At 60.7% G+C, this 14,986-nt stretch carries 16 protein-coding genes; 13 read left to right on the top strand and 3 right to left on the bottom strand.

Annotated elements, in window-relative coordinates:
* The first annotated feature begins 346 nt into the window (after window positions 1-346).
* Together rhtA and IWW33_RS20100 are read left to right on the top strand one after the other, a co-directional pair.
* Complete coding sequence (rhtA, locus tag IWW33_RS20105; RefSeq protein WP_046785186.1) at window positions 347-1,234, top strand: threonine/homoserine exporter RhtA; 888 nt, start codon at window positions 347-349, stop codon at window positions 1,232-1,234.
* Between the two features lie 190 nt (window positions 1,235-1,424).
* Window positions 1,425-1,706 carry a hypothetical protein gene (locus IWW33_RS20100; RefSeq protein WP_039602547.1) on the top strand — a complete coding sequence of 94 codons (282 nt, stop codon included), beginning with the start codon at window positions 1,425-1,427 and terminating at the stop codon, window positions 1,704-1,706.
* A gap of 56 nt (window positions 1,707-1,762) precedes the next feature.
* On the opposite strand, the gene IWW33_RS20095 is transcribed toward IWW33_RS20100, so the two are convergent.
* The gene (locus tag IWW33_RS20095; protein ID WP_174142528.1) at window positions 1,763-3,571 is read right to left on the bottom strand and encodes an aminopeptidase P family protein; all 1,809 of its coding nucleotides are present in this window, start codon (window positions 3,569-3,571) and stop codon (window positions 1,763-1,765) included.
* Window positions 3,572-3,787: 216 nt separating this feature from the next.
* On the opposite strand from IWW33_RS20095, the gene IWW33_RS20090 reads away from it, so the two are divergent.
* Window positions 3,788-4,906, top strand: a complete 1,119-nt coding sequence (locus tag IWW33_RS20090; protein ID WP_115275506.1) for a DUF3182 family protein — start codon at window positions 3,788-3,790, stop codon at window positions 4,904-4,906.
* Window positions 4,890-5,660 (top strand): alpha/beta hydrolase, encoded by a 771-nt coding sequence (locus tag IWW33_RS20085; protein WP_174142513.1) that lies wholly within the window; start codon window positions 4,890-4,892, stop codon window positions 5,658-5,660. The genes IWW33_RS20090 and IWW33_RS20085 overlap by 17 nt, the downstream gene beginning before the upstream one ends.
* Here the strand turns inward: IWW33_RS20085 and IWW33_RS20080 are convergent.
* Complete coding sequence (locus IWW33_RS20080) at window positions 5,639-6,019, bottom strand: antibiotic biosynthesis monooxygenase (protein ID WP_115274323.1); 381 nt, start codon at window positions 6,017-6,019, stop codon at window positions 5,639-5,641. The two genes, IWW33_RS20085 and IWW33_RS20080, sit on opposite strands and share 22 nt — an antisense overlap.
* A gap of 86 nt (window positions 6,020-6,105) precedes the next feature.
* On the opposite strand from IWW33_RS20080, the gene soxR reads away from it, so the two are divergent.
* Together soxR and IWW33_RS20070 are read left to right on the top strand one after the other, a co-directional pair.
* The gene (soxR, locus tag IWW33_RS20075; protein ID WP_046785190.1) at window positions 6,106-6,558 is read left to right on the top strand and encodes a redox-sensitive transcriptional activator SoxR; all 453 of its coding nucleotides are present in this window, start codon (window positions 6,106-6,108) and stop codon (window positions 6,556-6,558) included.
* Between the two features lie 67 nt (window positions 6,559-6,625).
* Window positions 6,626-7,174 carry a cysteine hydrolase family protein gene (locus tag IWW33_RS20070; RefSeq protein ID WP_174142514.1) on the top strand — a complete coding sequence of 183 codons (549 nt, stop codon included), beginning with the start codon at window positions 6,626-6,628 and terminating at the stop codon, window positions 7,172-7,174.
* Window positions 7,175-7,178: 4 nt separating this feature from the next.
* On the opposite strand, the gene IWW33_RS20065 is transcribed toward IWW33_RS20070, so the two are convergent.
* Window positions 7,179-7,742, bottom strand: a complete 564-nt coding sequence (locus IWW33_RS20065; protein WP_174142515.1) for an XRE family transcriptional regulator — start codon at window positions 7,740-7,742, stop codon at window positions 7,179-7,181.
* 83 nt (window positions 7,743-7,825) lie between these two features.
* Between IWW33_RS20065 and IWW33_RS20060 the strand changes: the two genes are divergently transcribed.
* The 7 genes from IWW33_RS20060 (at window position 7,826) to IWW33_RS20030 (ending at window position 14,977) form a co-directional block, all read left to right on the top strand.
* Window positions 7,826-8,770, top strand: a complete 945-nt coding sequence (locus tag IWW33_RS20060; RefSeq protein WP_174142516.1) for a DMT family transporter — start codon at window positions 7,826-7,828, stop codon at window positions 8,768-8,770.
* Between the two features lie 149 nt (window positions 8,771-8,919).
* On the top strand, window positions 8,920-11,835 hold the full coding sequence (locus IWW33_RS20055; RefSeq protein WP_174142517.1) for a monovalent cation/H+ antiporter subunit A: 2,916 nt from the start codon (window positions 8,920-8,922) through the stop codon (window positions 11,833-11,835).
* Window positions 11,835-12,179, top strand: coding sequence for a Na+/H+ antiporter subunit C (locus IWW33_RS20050; protein ID WP_012315281.1), 345 nt, complete (start codon window positions 11,835-11,837; stop codon window positions 12,177-12,179). Before IWW33_RS20055 ends, IWW33_RS20050 begins: the two co-directional genes overlap by 1 nt.
* Window positions 12,176-13,855, top strand: coding sequence for a monovalent cation/H+ antiporter subunit D (locus IWW33_RS20045; RefSeq protein WP_115274319.1), 1,680 nt, complete (start codon window positions 12,176-12,178; stop codon window positions 13,853-13,855). The genes IWW33_RS20050 and IWW33_RS20045 overlap by 4 nt, the downstream gene beginning before the upstream one ends.
* Window positions 13,852-14,340 (top strand): Na+/H+ antiporter subunit E, encoded by a 489-nt coding sequence (locus IWW33_RS20040; protein ID WP_046785196.1) that lies wholly within the window; start codon window positions 13,852-13,854, stop codon window positions 14,338-14,340. The genes IWW33_RS20045 and IWW33_RS20040 overlap by 4 nt, the downstream gene beginning before the upstream one ends.
* A complete protein-coding gene (locus IWW33_RS20035; RefSeq protein WP_012315284.1) occupies window positions 14,337-14,615 on the top strand; it encodes a K+/H+ antiporter subunit F in 279 nt (92 codons plus the stop codon). The genes IWW33_RS20040 and IWW33_RS20035 overlap by 4 nt, the downstream gene beginning before the upstream one ends.
* Window positions 14,612-14,977 (top strand): Na+/H+ antiporter subunit G, encoded by a 366-nt coding sequence (locus tag IWW33_RS20030; protein WP_046785197.1) that lies wholly within the window; start codon window positions 14,612-14,614, stop codon window positions 14,975-14,977. The genes IWW33_RS20035 and IWW33_RS20030 overlap by 4 nt, the downstream gene beginning before the upstream one ends.
* Window positions 14,978-14,986 lie beyond the last annotated feature (9 nt).

Here is a 14,986-nt window from a genome sequence, read left to right as displayed (position 1 = left end):
CAACTTCAAACACTTGGCTCGCTGCGATCTCTCGTAGCGGGAGGCGAATCATACAGCACTTAGAAGCGCTGTCAACCACCATTTCAACCGCTATCGATCAGGCGATCGAAGCACCACCAGTACTACCTGGATTAAGCAACTCTTTGAATTTCAAGGAGTTTCTCATTCCGACTACGCTGGAAGTGGGGCGCATTATAAGGGGATTCAAGAGGGCGTCAAGGCTTTATTTCAAATCACTGAACATACATGCAAGAAGGTGTTTTGGCGGGCACCTTGCACCTCACCCTTGCAATTGCGCACTATATTGCACACCCACACCCATCATTAAAAGGATTGCCGCGTACAAATGAACACCCAGCCCCGCAGCTTGGCCACCATGCTGTTTCCTATAGGCCTGCTGCTTATCGCCATGGCATCGATACAGTCCGGTGCCTCCCTGGCCAAAAGCATGTTCCCGATCATCGGCGCACAAGGCACCACAACCCTGCGCCTGATCTTCGCCAGCATCATCATGCTTCTAATTCTGCGCCCTTGGCGCGTACGGATGACCACCAAGACGCTGCGCAATGTGATCATCTACGGCATGGCCCTGGGCGGGATGAATTTCCTCTTTTATATGGCACTGCAGACAACACCACTGGGCATCGCCGTAGCCCTCGAGTTCACCGGCCCATTGGCCGTAGCGCTTTTCGCGTCGCGGCGCGCCATTGATTTCCTGTGGATTGCACTGGCAGTCAGCGGCCTGCTGCTGCTGATCCCGGTCGGCCATGGCGGCCAGCCCCTCGACCTCACGGGAGCCGCCTATGCACTGGGTGCCGGCGTGTGCTGGGCCCTGTATATCCTCTTTGGCCAACGCGCCGGAGCAGAACACGGGATTCAGAGCGCAGCACTGGGTGTAGTGGTCGCGGCGATATTTGTTGCGCCGATCGGTATCGTTCATGCCGGCACCGCACTGTTGACACCTGCGCTCATACCACTGGCCCTAGGGGTCGCAATACTCTCGACCGCCCTGCCCTATAGCCTGGAAATGGTCGCCCTGACCCGCATGCCAGCCCGCACATTCGGCACTCTGATGAGCATAGAACCGGCCATTGGTGCCCTTTCCGGTTTATTGTTCCTGGGCGAGTTGCTGAGCGTAACCCAGTGGCTGGCCATTCTCGCCATCATTGCCGCATCAGTGGGTGCCACGCTGTCCATGCGCCGCGACGCGAAGCCCCCTGTTGCAGCCGACTGATTTGAGAAATATTTTCATTTGACCCGGAATTGGCCATTGTAGCGCGCAGTCCTGCTGATTAAGCTGTCACAAAACCATAATCTTTACGCTATCTACTTGCATGCACACGGATGTCAAAGGCTATTCAGGAAGAACCGAAGCGATAACGACAGGGTCAGACAACTGATCAACCCTGCATTTAAGGACAGGAATGAAACGTATTTTGCTCATCCTGGCCGTCTTGGCCATTGCCGGATGTGCCGCAACGGCCAAGACTGAGGTCAAAAAAGGGAAGAAGGGCCTGCACATCAACTGCTCCGGCCTCTCCTCATCCTGGGACAAGTGCTACAGCAAGGCCGCCACGGCCTGCAGCACACGCGGTTACAAGGTCATCGCCCGTTCTGGAGACACCGACGAAGAGCCGGGTGATTACCTCTTCGGCATCAACCCAGCCGGGTATACCAGCCGCAGCATGATCGTCATCTGCAAGTAAACAGAAAGGGCAGCTCGTGAGCTGCCCTTCTTTTATCTACTGCCCACCGCGGCTGCTCACAATGCTGCTGTGCGAGCTTCAAGCCAAGCCGATGCGTCGCCTGACAGCAGGGGAGCAAGGCGCTCGCGAACCGTCGCGTGGTAGCCGTTGAGCCACGCCAGTTCATCCTTGGTGAGGCACTCGGTGAGCAGGCAGCGTGCATCGATAGGGCATAACGTCAGGGTCTCGAAATCGAGGAAATCACCGAACTCACTTTTGCCCGATGCCCGGTTGACCACCAGGTTCTCGATGCGCACCCCCCAAGCGCCAGGGCGATAGGTCCCTGGCTCGATGGAACTGATCATCCCTTCCTGCATAGCGGTCTGCGGCGCGGTAGCAGCCTGATAGGCAATGACCTGCGGCCCTTCATGCACATTCATGAAATAGCCGACACCGTGCCCGGTACCATGGCCATAGTCGACCTGATCCGCCCAAATCGGCGCCCTCGCGATAGCATCGAGCAAGGGCGAAAGAATACCGCGCGGGAATGTGGCGCGTGACAGAGCGATCATACCCTTGAGCACCCGAGTGCAATCCTGCTTCTGCTCAAACGTCGGAGTGCCCACCGGAACCATCCGCGTGATGTCGGTGGTTCCGCCCAGATACTGCCCTCCCGAGTCGATAAGCAGCAAGCCATTGCCTTCAATGACCGCGTGAGATTGCTCGGTGGCACGGTAATGGGGCATTGCACCATTGGCATTGAAAGCTGCAATGGTCGAGAAACTCAGCGAGACGAAGCCGGGGCGCCGTGCACGCGCAGCACTCAGTTGTTCATCGATGGTCAGTTCGGTGATGGGTTCCTTACCTTGACTCGCCTCAAACCAGGCGAAGAACTCACACAGCGCTGCGCCATCCTGCTCCATGGTGTGGCGTATATGGACCAGCTCATCTTCACCCTTGCGTGATTTGCTCAATGTGGTCGGGTTCGGCCCTTCAATCAGCGAAACCTGGGGGCCTAGGTTCTTGAGCAGGCCACAGGTCACGCGCGCAGGATCGACCAAAAGCCGGCCGCCGGCAGGTACCTGTGACAGCGCTTCGCCGATCTCCGAATAATCACGCACCTCGATACCATCGGCTTCCAGTACATGGCGCAAATGCGCGTCAAGCTTTCCAGCGCCAACGAATAAAGCGGCGCGCTGCTGGCTGATCAACGCAAAGGAAACGAATACCGGGTTGTAGGAGACATCACTACCGCGCAAATTGAACAGCCAGGCGATGTCATCCAGGGTCGCAATGAAGTGCCAGTCTGCGCCCTTCTCTTCCATGGTGCGGCGCAACTGGGCAAGCTTTTCCGACCGACTGACTGTGGCGTGAGGCGGCAGGTGCTGATACACAGGGTTACTCGGCAGCGCAGGGCGCTCTTCCCAAACCTCGGCAAGCAAATCCTGGCTGGTTACCAAGCGAATGCCGCGCCCCCTGAGGCGCTCCTCGAGCTGGCGCGCAGACGCCAGCGCCATGACCGCCCCATCCACGGCCACTGTTCCTTTGGCCGGGACATTGTCGCCCAGCCATTCCAGCGCACCCGGCTTACCCGGCTGCAGCTTCATGAGTTCGATGCCGCTACCCGCCAACTCCTTGATAGCTTGCTCCCAGTAACGGCTATCGGCCCACACCCCTGCAAAATTTGCAGTGACCACCAACGTACCCACCGAACCATCGAAGCCCGACAGCCACCGCCGCCCCTGCCAATAGCCCGGCAGGTACTCAGAAAGATGAGGGTCGGCTGAGGGCACCAGCAGGGCATCGACCCCCTCCCTGGCCATTACCTCGCGCACACGCATCAGGCGCTCGGGAACCCTCTGCTCACGGGTGGTATGAACGTTCATTCGCACTCCTGCGGTAACATCTTGGTTGATCCAGATGCACGATAATGGAACAGCCAACCTCACCCTGCAATCGCGACGACTGACTCGCGGCCTGCAAGCCATCGTTGCGCGTGCAAAGGAACAGCGGTTCCTGCCACTACGAACCATCGATCGCTTCCACCTGAACTTCCCCAAACCATGGGCTTCACAATCAGTACATTCATTGCAGACAGGCTGATGCCCATGCCCAGCACCTGCGAATCAAAAGCGGGGGTCGTCCTCCTCGATGCTCGCGATCACACCCCTGAGCACGAACACGCAGTGCACCTGAAGCTGGCTGATGGCCTGGCCGAGCTTCTAGGGTGCGCGCGAGCAACCCCTGATCTGCCACCCAAAGCCGCCGACCACTATTACTACCTACCCACTGAAACCCTCATCGACCCGCAACGTTATGCCCACCTCGGCATCCGAACGGAACATGACCTGTTCGGGGGCTTGGTCAGTCATCCTTATATGGCAACCAAAGCGATCTCCCACCCGCTGCCTGCCAATGCCACCTTCCCCCCAGGCTGGACTGACGACTTCGCCCGCCAGGCCAGCGATGCCCTGCTGTGCGGTTACACCGTATTCAGCAAAGCCGATGCCCGGCGGGCCGCGCAGTTACTGCTGCGCGATGGCGCAGTACGGCTCAAGCCGGTGCTGGCATGCGCGGGGCGTGGGCAACAGGTGATCGTTCAACTGGATGAACTGGAACCATTGTTGGCCAACATTGATGATCAGGGCCTGGCCTTGTGGGGGCTGGTGCTGGAGGAGGACCTCAGTGAAGTGGAAACCTTCAGCGTTGGCCAAGTGCGTGTCGCCGGCCTGACCTGCAGCTACCTCGGCACCCAGCAGTTGACCCAGGACCACCAAGGTACCGAGGTATACGGAGGCTCCGACCTGCTGGTGGTGCGCGGCGACTACCAGGCCTTGTTGCAACTGCCACTGGAGGACCACCTGCGCCTTGCCATCAACCAGGCCCTGACCTATGAGCATGCAGCCGAGCAGCACTTCCCAGGCTTCATCGCCTCCCGGCGCAACTACGACATCGCCCGCGGCAAAAACCCTGAGGGCCACCTGCGCAGTGGCGTACTTGAACAATCCTGGCGTTTGGGTGGGGCCAGCAGCGCTGAGCTGCTGGCCCTGCAGGCCTTTGCCGATGACCCGGCACTGCAACGGGTGCGAGCCTCCACCCATGAAATATTCGGTACACCCAACCTTCCCACTGACGCCACCCTCTTCTATCAAGGAAACGACAGTGAACTCGGACAATTCTGCAAGTACGCGCGGATTCGCGAGTATGGCCATTCAGAGTGAAACCGTCGAATTGCAGGTCGACGACGACAGCATCGCCGGTACCTTGGTCAGCCCCGGAAGCAAGATGCCCGGGATCCTTTTCGTACATGGCTGGGGCGGTAGCCAGCAACGCGACCTTGCACGGGCCCGGCATATCACAGGGCTCGGTTGCGTGTGCATGACCTTTGACCTGCGGGGCCACGAAAAAACCGAAAGCCAGCGCCTTACGGTTACACGCGAGCAGAACCTCAAAGATTTGCTGGCTGCTTATGACCGCCTGGTCAGCCACCCCGCGGTGGACAACTGTGCGATCGCCATCATCGGCAGCAGCTATGGCGGCTACCTAGCCACCTTGCTGACCCTGCACCGCCCAGTGAAGTGGCTGGCTCTGCGCGTACCTGCGATGTACTGGGACGACGAATGGGACAAGCCCAAACAGACCCTGGACCGTCAGCGCCTGAAAGCCTACCGCCAGCGCCTGCTTGGCCCAGGTGACAATCGCGCCCTGGCTGCCTGCGCGGAGTTCGCTGGCGATGTGCTGCTGGTCGAGTCGGAACAGGACGACTATGTGCCGCACACCACGCTGATGAGCTACCGTTCGGCTTTCGTCAGCGCCCACTCGCTTACCCACCGCATCGTCGACGGCGCCGACCACGCACTATCGAGCGAGCAAAGCCAGAAAGCCTACAGTTCGATCCTCGCATCGTGGATCAGCGAGATGGTGATAGGCGCGCGCCTGGACCGCTATCCCCACTATGCCCCTTGGTATGCCTGAGGCGCGCCGACCTGGCAGTGCAGGCCACCGTCGACACCCCGCGCCAGGCTTCGTAACGCCTGATAAGCGGCAAAGTTGACGCTGCGCGCCTGATGTCGACGCACGATTTCGAGGAAGGGCTCTTCGACAAAAGACGCAGTTGCCGCTACCCAAGCCTGTCGTGATTGCCACTGTAGACACTGCAATACGCGGCTACCGTCATCGCTGGCCTGGATGCTGACTTCTTGCAGTCCCTCAAAACGCGAGGCCAGCTCCTCAGCGCGAATTACCAATGCGTGGGCAAGTGCCTCCTGGCGGGTGGCAGGCACTTCATATTCGATCATCTGGGTGAACCACAGCGGTTGCGGCATGGCCAACATGGGCAGTCTCCTTGCTCCGGACGCTTGCAGCGCGATGATCGGCAGGGTAAAACCTCCAGTTAACTCAAGGTCAAGAGCTTTTTCGCATGCCCAGACATACGCCGACCACCCACGAAAAGCTGCTCAGTGTCGGCCAGCTGGCCGCGCGCAGCGGTGTGGCGGTAACCGCTCTGCACTTTTATGAAACCAAAGGCCTGATCCAGAGTTCCCGCAACGCCGGCAACCAGCGCCGTTACCCACGGGCGATGCTGCGCCGCGTGGCGGTGATCAAGATGGCTCAGCGCTTGGGCATCCCGCTGGCCAACATCGCCAGGGCCCTGGCGACGCTACCAAATGATCACATTCCTACCGCCGAGGACTGGCGACGATTGTCCGAAGGCTGGCGCGAAGACCTCGATCGGCGCATTGGCGAAATGATCCTGTTGCGCGATCAACTTGACGGCTGCATCGGCTGCGGTTGCATGTCGCTGAAGGACTGCCCGCTTCGCAACCGCCAGGATCACCTCGCCGGCGAGGGGCCCGGGCCGCATCTGCCCTGAACTACGCATTCATCCCGCGCACCGCCTATAACTAATGGCACCCGATGCTACTGACCCAGGAGGCAGCATGAGCAAGCAGGCGCTGATCGTCATCGACATCCAGAACGACTATTTCCCCGGAGGCAAGTGGCCCCTGGAAGGCGCCAACTCGGCGGCCGACAATGCGGCAAAGCTGCTGGCCGCGGCACGCCAGCGAGGCGACCTTGTGGTGCATGTGCGGCATGAGTTCGAAAGCGAAGACGCGCCGTTCTTCACTCCCGACTCCCAAGGCGCTGCGATTCACGCAAAAGTCCAGCCGCTGGATGACGAGCCCGTCGTGCTCAAGCACAAGGTGAATGCATTTCTTGATACCGATCTAAAGCGCAAGCTCGATGACCAAGGTGTAAAAACACTCACCATAGTCGGCAGCATGAGCCACATGTGCGTCGATGCCGCCACGCGAGCAGCAGCTGACTTTGGCTACGAAGTCACGGTGGCGCACGATGCCTGCGCCACCCTGCCTCTTGAGTTCAATGGCAAGCAAATACCGGCGGCCCAGGTGCACGATTCGGTGATGGCTGCACTCGCCTTTGCGTACGCCAAAGTGGTGAAGACCGATGACCTTCTGAAAAACTGACCGTTCAAATTACTACGTTGCGTACGAAACGCGTCGGCACCGCACCATCGTTGCGGTAGGCATAGAGGCAGTTACTGGCAAACACATGAAACTGACCGACGTGCAGGCAGTACTCGATCTGCTCGATGATCAGCGTCAGTTGCCCTTCAGCCACATAGATCTGCTCGCTCCAGCCCTCGGCATCGGCTTCACTGGTGTAGCACTCACCCGGCGCCAGGGTCCACTCCCAAATCTCAACCTCTCGCCGAGCGGCGCTGCTGGCCAGCAGCACCGCCTTGCTCTGGGGATGCTCACCTGCCCAGGCCAGTTCGTCGATGCGGCTGGTATCACGCAGGTCGGGCGCCTGGATCAGCCGGCTGAAGGCAACCCCCAACGCTTCGGCTATCAGGTCGAGGGTAGTCAGGCTGACGTTCTTCTCACCGGCCTCGATCGCCACCAGCATGCGCCGGCTGACACCAGAGCGCTCGGCCAAAGCACTCTGGCTCATCCCCACTGCATTGCGCAGGGCGCGAACGTTGAAGCTCACATGCTGCAGCACCGAAGCACGGTGCGCGGAATCTTTGTGCACTATATTGCTCACTTCTAAAGGTTGCGCAGTATACTGCCCACTTTGCGGCGATTGTGCGCTGCCACTTCCGAGTAAGCAAGACAATGACCCAACCGATCAACCGCCAGCAGACCACCGTATCCTTGCGCCTGAGCAAGGCCGAGGTGGTACTGGTGTTCATCACCATGCTGTGGGGCGGCACCTTCCTGCTGGTGCACAACGTCATGACCGTGAGTGGCCCGATGTTCTTCGTCGGCCTGAGGTTTGCTGCTGCCGCCTTGTTCGTGGGCCTTGTCTCGATACGCGCGCTGCCTGGGCTGACATTCACCGAAATGAAGGCCGGCGTGCTGATCGGTGCCACTATCATGCTAGGTTATGGTCTGCAAACCATGGGTCTGCAAACCATCAGCAGCAGCCAGTCGGCCTTTATTACTGCACTGTATGTGCCCTTCGTACCGCTGTTGCAGTGGCTGGTGCTTGGCCGTCGTCCAGGGCTGATGCCAAGCCTGGGTATCTGCCTGGCGTTCCTCGGCCTGATGCTGCTCGCCGGCCCCGACGGCGGCATCCTGCGTTTCAGCGAAGGCGAAGTCGTGACCTTGGTGAGCGCCGTGGCCATCGCCGCCGAGATCATTCTGATCAGCCGGTATGCCGGACAGGTCGATGTGCGCCGCGTCACCGTTGTGCAACTGGCCACCGCATCTCTGCTGTCGTTCCTGATGATCGTACCGACTCAGGAGCGCATCCCCGACTTCTCTTGGCTATTGTTGCTCAGTGCACTGGGGCTGGGTGCCATGAGCGCAGTGATCCAGGTAGCGATGAACTGGGCGCAGAAATCGGTATCGCCAACCCGCGCCACGCTCATCTACGCCGGCGAGCCGGTGTGGGCGGGCATCGTCGGCCGCATCGCCGGCGAGCGTCTGCCCGGTGTGGCGCTTATAGGCGGCCTATTGATCGTCATCGCCGTGGTGGTCAGCGAACTTAAAGTTCGACGCCTACGCAATGAAAGCGAAGAGCTCAAGCTAGAGGGCGAACGCGAAGGCGGGCTGTAAAGCAGTGAACAACAGCTATGCTCGTAAAAAACTGTTATAAAAAAACGGCTTGTCACACCCTGTTTGTATGATTCTGCGACAGCTTGCGTGTTGGTGATCACCTGCGCGGCACGTATGATCCTTGGCAAACCTTTCCAGAATAGAATGCTATGTCCTTGATAGTGCTACTGCTTCTGCCGTTCTTGGGCAGTTGCCTGGCAGCTGTGCTGCCGCACAACGCACGTAATGCCGAGTCGATCCTGGCTGGGCTCGTGGCCCTGGTCGGCACCGTCCAGGTAGCACTGCTGTACCCCCAGGTTGCCCACGGCGGTGTGATCCGCGAGGAGTTCCTCTGGCTGCCCAGCCTGGGCCTGAACCTGGTACTGCGCATGGACGGCTTCGCCTGGCTATTCTCGCTGCTGGTACTGGGCATAGGCACCCTGGTGTCGCTGTACGCGCGCTACTACATGTCGCCACAGGACCCGGTACCACGCTTCTTTGCCTTCTTTCTGGCGTTCATGGGCGCCATGCTCGGCCTGGTGATCTCGGGCAACCTGATCCAGCTGGTGTTTTTCTGGGAGCTGACCAGCCTGTTCTCGTTCCTGCTGATCGGCTACTGGCACCACCGCGCCGACGCCCGACGCGGGGCCTACATGGCGTTGATGGTTACCGGCGCCGGCGGCCTGTGCCTGTTGGTCGGCGCGTTATTGCTCGGCCATGTGGTGGGCAGCTATGACCTGGACAAAGTGCTGGCTGCCGGCGAGACCATTCGCCAGCACGCGCTGTATCCAGTGCTGCTGCCCCTGATCCTGGTCGGAGCATTGAGCAAGAGCGCGCAGTTCCCCTTCCAGTTCTGGCTCCCTCATGCCATGGCAGCACCAACCCCGGTTTCGGCTTATCTTCACTCGGCAACCATGGTGAAGGCCGGGGTGTTTTTACTCGCACGGTTGTGGCCGGTGCTTTCGGGCAGCGAGGAGTGGTTCTGGATCGTCGGTGGTGCGGGAGCCATAACCCTGCTGCTGGGCGCCTTCGCAGCGATGTTCCAGAATGATCTCAAGGGCCTGCTGGCTTACTCGACCATCAGCCATCTGGGCCTGATCACGCTTCTATTGGGTTTGAATAGCCCACTCGCCGCAGTGGCCGCCGTGTTTCACATACTCAACCATGCCACTTTCAAGGCCTCGCTGTTCATGGCCGCCGGCATCATTGACCACGAAAGCGGCACCCGTGACATCCGCCGCCTCAGCGGGCTGATCCGTCTGGTGCCCTACACCGCGACCCTGGCGATGGTGGCGAGCGCCTCGATGGCCGGCGTGCCATTGATGAACGGTTTCCTGTCCAAGGAAATGTTCTTCGCCGAAACCGTGTTCATCAGCTCCACCGCTTGGGTCGAGGCCGCGCTGCCGGTAATAGCCACCTTGGCCGGCACTTTCAGCGTTGCCTACGCTTTGCGCTTCACCGTTGACGTGTTCTTTGGCCCTGCAGCCCAAGACCTGCCTCACACACCTCACGAACCACCACGCTGGATGCGCGCGCCAGTCGAACTGCTGGTGCTTACCTGCCTGGTGGTGGGTATTTTCCCTGCCCAGTCGGTCGGCCCGTTACTGGCCGCTGCAGCCCTTCCAGTGGTGGGTGGTACTCTGCCGGAGTACAGCCTGGCCATCTGGCACGGCTGGAATGCCCCGCTGATCATGAGCCTGGTGGCCATGAGCGGCGGCATCGTGCTCTACCTGCTGCTGCGCAACCAGTTGCGCCGAGGGCGGTTCCCGTATCCCCCCCTGATCGAGCGTTTCAATGGCAAGCGCCTGTTCGAGCACGGCCAGGTGCACCTGATGTTACTGGCCCGGCGCATCGAGGGGCTGCTGACCACTCGCCGCCTGCAGGCACAACTGTTCATGCTGGTGCTTGCCGCCTTCCTCGCGGGGCTCACACCAATGCTGTACAGCGGCCTGAGCTGGGGTGACCGCCCTAAAATACCGGGCTCAGGCGTGTTCGTCGCCCTTTGGCTGATCGCTATCGCCTGCGCCATTGGCGCCGCCTACCAAGCCAAGTATCACCGTTTGGCCGCCTTGATCATGGTTGGCGTCTGCGGCCTCATGACCTGCATCACCTTCGTATGGTTCTCCGCACCTGACCTGGCGCTGACCCAACTGGTCGTCGAGGTTGTCACGACGGTACTGATCCTGCTCGGCCTGCGCTGGCTGCCGCGGCGTATCGAGGGCGTCTCACCGCTGCCCGGCAGCCTCGACCGTGCCCGCATGCGGCGCGTGCGCGACCTGCTGCTGGCAATCCTGGTCGGCGGCGGCATGGCGCTGCTGTCCTACGCCATGCTGACACGACCAACGCCGAACGACATTTCCTCGTTCTACCTGAGCCGAGCCTTGCCACAAGGTGGCGGTACCAACGTGGTCAACGTGATGCTGGTTGACTTCCGCGGCTTCGACACCCTGGGCGAGATCACCGTGCTGGTGGCCGTCGCCCTGACCGTATTCGCCCTGCTGCGCCGCTTCCGCCCACCCAAGGAGAGCATGCAACTGCCAGCTCAGCAGCGCCAGCTTGCACCCGACGTGGTCACCGACCTGATCAACCCGCGCCATGCCACCGACACAGCTTTGGGCTTCATGATGGTGCCTGCGGTGCTGGTACGACTGCTGCTGCCGATCGCCCTGCTGATCTCGATGTACCTGTTCATGCGGGGCCACAACCAGCCTGGCGGTGGCTTTGTCGCTGGCCTGGTGATGTCGGTGGCATTCATCCTCCAGTACATGGTCGCAGGGACCCAATGGGTCGAAGCCCAGATGAGCCTGCGCCCACTGCGCTGGATGGGCACCGGGCTATTGTGCGCAACACTGACAGGGGTCGGCGCCATGCTGCTGGGCTACCCGTTCCTGACCACGCATACCGCCCACCTGCACCTGCCAGTGCTGGGCGATGTGCATGTGGCCAGCGCGCTGTTCTTCGACGTGGGCGTGTACACCGTTGTGGTCGGCTCGACCCTGCTGATCCTCACAGCCCTGGCACACCAGTCGGTGCGAGCCTACCGCCCGGGTAATCCGTCCAAACCCAGCCAAGCAGGAGCCGCCTGATGGAAGAAGTCATCGCAGTCGCCATCGGCGTACTGGCAGCATCGGGCGTGTGGCTTATCCTGCGCCCACGGACCTATCAGGTGATCATGGGCCTGTGCCTGCTGTCGTATGGCGTCAACCTGTTCATCTTCAGTATGGGCAGCCTGTTCATCGGCAAGGAGCCGATCATCAAGGAAGGCGTGACACAGGACCTGCTGCACTACACCGACCCACTGCCCCAGGCGCTGGTTCTGACGGCCATCGTCATCAGCTTTGCCATGACCGCCCTGTTTCTGGTGGTGCTGCTGGCATCTCGCGGCCTGACCGGCACCGACCACGTGGATGGCCGGGAGCGTGATGAATGAGTGAGATGAGCCGACTGATCATCGCCCCCATCCTGCTGCCGTTGCTGACCGCAGCAGTGATGCTGATACTGGGCGAGAAGCACCGCCTGCTCAAGGCGCGCCTCAACCTGCTGTCCACCTTCAGCGGCCTGGTCATCGCCGTCAGCCTGCTGCTGTGGGTGCGCGTCCAGGGCCAGGCGGAATCGATCGGTGTGTACCTGCCGGGCAACTGGCCCGCGCCTTTCGGCATCGTGCTGGTGGTTGATCACCTGTCGGCGCTGCTGCTGACTTTGACCGGGGTCATCGGCATCAGCGCCCTGCTGTTCGCTCGCGCCCGCTGGGACAGCGCCGGCGCCAGCTTCCACGCACTGTTCCAGATCCAGCTGATGGGCCTGTATGGTGCCTTCCTGACAGCCGATCTGTTCAACCTGTTCGTCTTTTTCGAAGTGCTGCTAGCGGCCTCTTATGGCCTGCTGCTGCACGGATCGGGGCGAGCGCGGGTGCGGGCCGGCCTGCACTACATTGCCATCAACCTGTTCGCTTCTTCGCTGTTTCTGATTGGCGCCGCGATGCTTTACGGCGTAACCGGCACCCTCAACATGGCCGACCTCGCGCTGAAAGTACCGTTGGTGCCCGAAGCCGACCGTGGTTTGCTGCACGCGGGCGCGGCAATCCTGGCCATAGCCTTCCTGGCAAAGGCCGGCATCTGGCCGCTGAATTTCTGGCTGGTTCCGGCCTATGCCTCGGCCAGCGCACCCGTAGCCGCATTGTTCGCCATCATGACCAAGGTTGGCCTGTACGCTGTGTTACGGCTCTGGTCCCTGTTGTTCTCGGGTCAAGCCGGTGCATCGGCGCATTTCGGCGGGCAATGGCTGATCTATGGGGGCTTGGTCACGCTTGCCATCGCAGCCGTGTCGATACTTGCCGCACAACGCCTGGAGCGCATGGCAGCACTGAGCATACTGGTTTCGGCAGGCACCCTGCTTGGCGCGATCGGCTTTGCTCAGCCAGCCCTGACCGGTGCAGCGTTGTTCTATCTGGTCAATTCAACCCTGGCACTGTGTGCACTGTTCCTGCTCGCCGAGCTGGTGGAGCGCTCTCGCTCGGCCAATGAGCCACCACTGGAGGACGAAGAAGGCAGCATGCCCTCGCCACTCGAGTCGTTGCACCCACCCAAAGGCATCAACCTCGACGATGAGCAGAAGGCAGTCATAGGCCAGATCATTCCCTGGACCATGGCGTTCCTGGGCCTGAGTTTCATTGCCTGTGCGTTGCTGATCATCGGCATGCCACCGCTCTCCGGCTTCGTCGGCAAACTCAGCTTGATCAGCGCGCTGTTCAACCCACTGGGGTTGGGCGTGCCGGCCGAGCAACCACTGTCAGCAGCCGGCTGGGCGCTGGTAGCCCTGCTCATCCTGTCCGGCATGGCCTCGTTGATCGCTTTCGGCCGCGTGGGCATCCAGCGCTTCTGGAAGCCTGAAGAGCGGCCCTCCCCCGCGCTGCGACACTACGAATGCCTGCCGATCGTCATTTTGCTGGGCCTGTGCATCATGCTCAGCTTCAGAGCCGAGCCGCTGCTACGTTACACCCAGGACACTGCAGCCAGCCTGCAGACCCCTGACACCTACATCAGGGCCGTAATGGCTGTACAGCCTATCCCTGGCCCGACCACGCTCGACGCACAGGTGCAGCCATGAGCCGACTTTTCCCCGCACCGCTGTTGTCTGTAGCACTGTTCATACTGTGGTTGCTGCTGAACCTCTCGGTCAGCCCGGGTAATCTGCTGCTCGCAGCCGCGCTTGGCTTTCTGGCGCCACTGCTGATGGCACCGTTGCGCCCCCAGCACGCCCATGTGCGCAGGCCGCTGGTGATAGCGAGCCTGATTGGCCGGGTGGGTATCGATGTCATCCAGTCCAACCTGCAAGTAGCCCTGCGCGTGCTGCGCGCCGGGCAACATCCGCCTCGCTCTGCCTTTGTCCATATCCCGCTGGACCTGCGCGACGCCCACGGCCTGGCGGCACTATCGATGATCACTACCGTAGTGCCCGGTACCGTCTGGTCAGAACTGGCCCTGGACCGCAGCGTCCTGTTGCTGCACGTGTTCGACCTCAAGGATGAGAACGCTTTTATCGAGCACTTCAAACACACCTATGAACGACCGCTGATGGAGATTTTCCAATGACAGGCCTGCTAGCCTATGCAGTGCTCGCCAGCTTGTTCATCTTCGCCTTGGCCATGGGCCTGACGCTGATCCGGTTGTTTCGCGGCCCCTCCGCCCAGGACCGGGTACTGGCACTGGACTACCTGTACATCCTGGCCATGCTCATGATGCTGGTATTGGGAATCCGCTATGCCAGCGATACCTACTTTGAAGGTGCTCTGCTGATTGCGCTTTTCGGCTTTGTCGGCTCGTTTGCCCTGGCCAAGTTCTTGCTGCGTGGTGAGGTAATAGAATGACCGAAGTTCTTGAACTACCGCTCTGGCTCGAGCTAGTTACCGCTGCCCTGCTGCTGCTCGGCAGCCTGTTCGCGTTGATCGGGGCCATTGGCCTGCTGCGCCTCAAGGATTATTTCCAGCGCATGCACCCACCAGCACTGGCCTCGACCATCGGGGCCTGGTGCGTTGCCTTGGCTTCGATCATCTACTTCTCATGGCTCAAGCAAGGCCCTGTACTGCACGCTTGGTTGATCCCAGTTCTACTGTCGATCACATTACCGGTCACTACGCTACTATTGGCCAGGGCGGCACTGTTTCGCAAACGCATGTCCGGGGAAGCAGTACCCGAAGAAGTCAGTAGCGGCCAAGCGGGGGGCAATTGATGTGCGGCA

This window comes from Pseudomonas sp. M2 (genome assembly GCF_015751845.1).
GTDB lineage: Bacteria > Pseudomonadota > Gammaproteobacteria > Pseudomonadales > Pseudomonadaceae > Aquipseudomonas > Aquipseudomonas putida_E.
The sequence above is the reverse complement of the archived record's forward strand: the minus strand, read 5'-3'. Positions and strand labels throughout refer to the sequence as shown.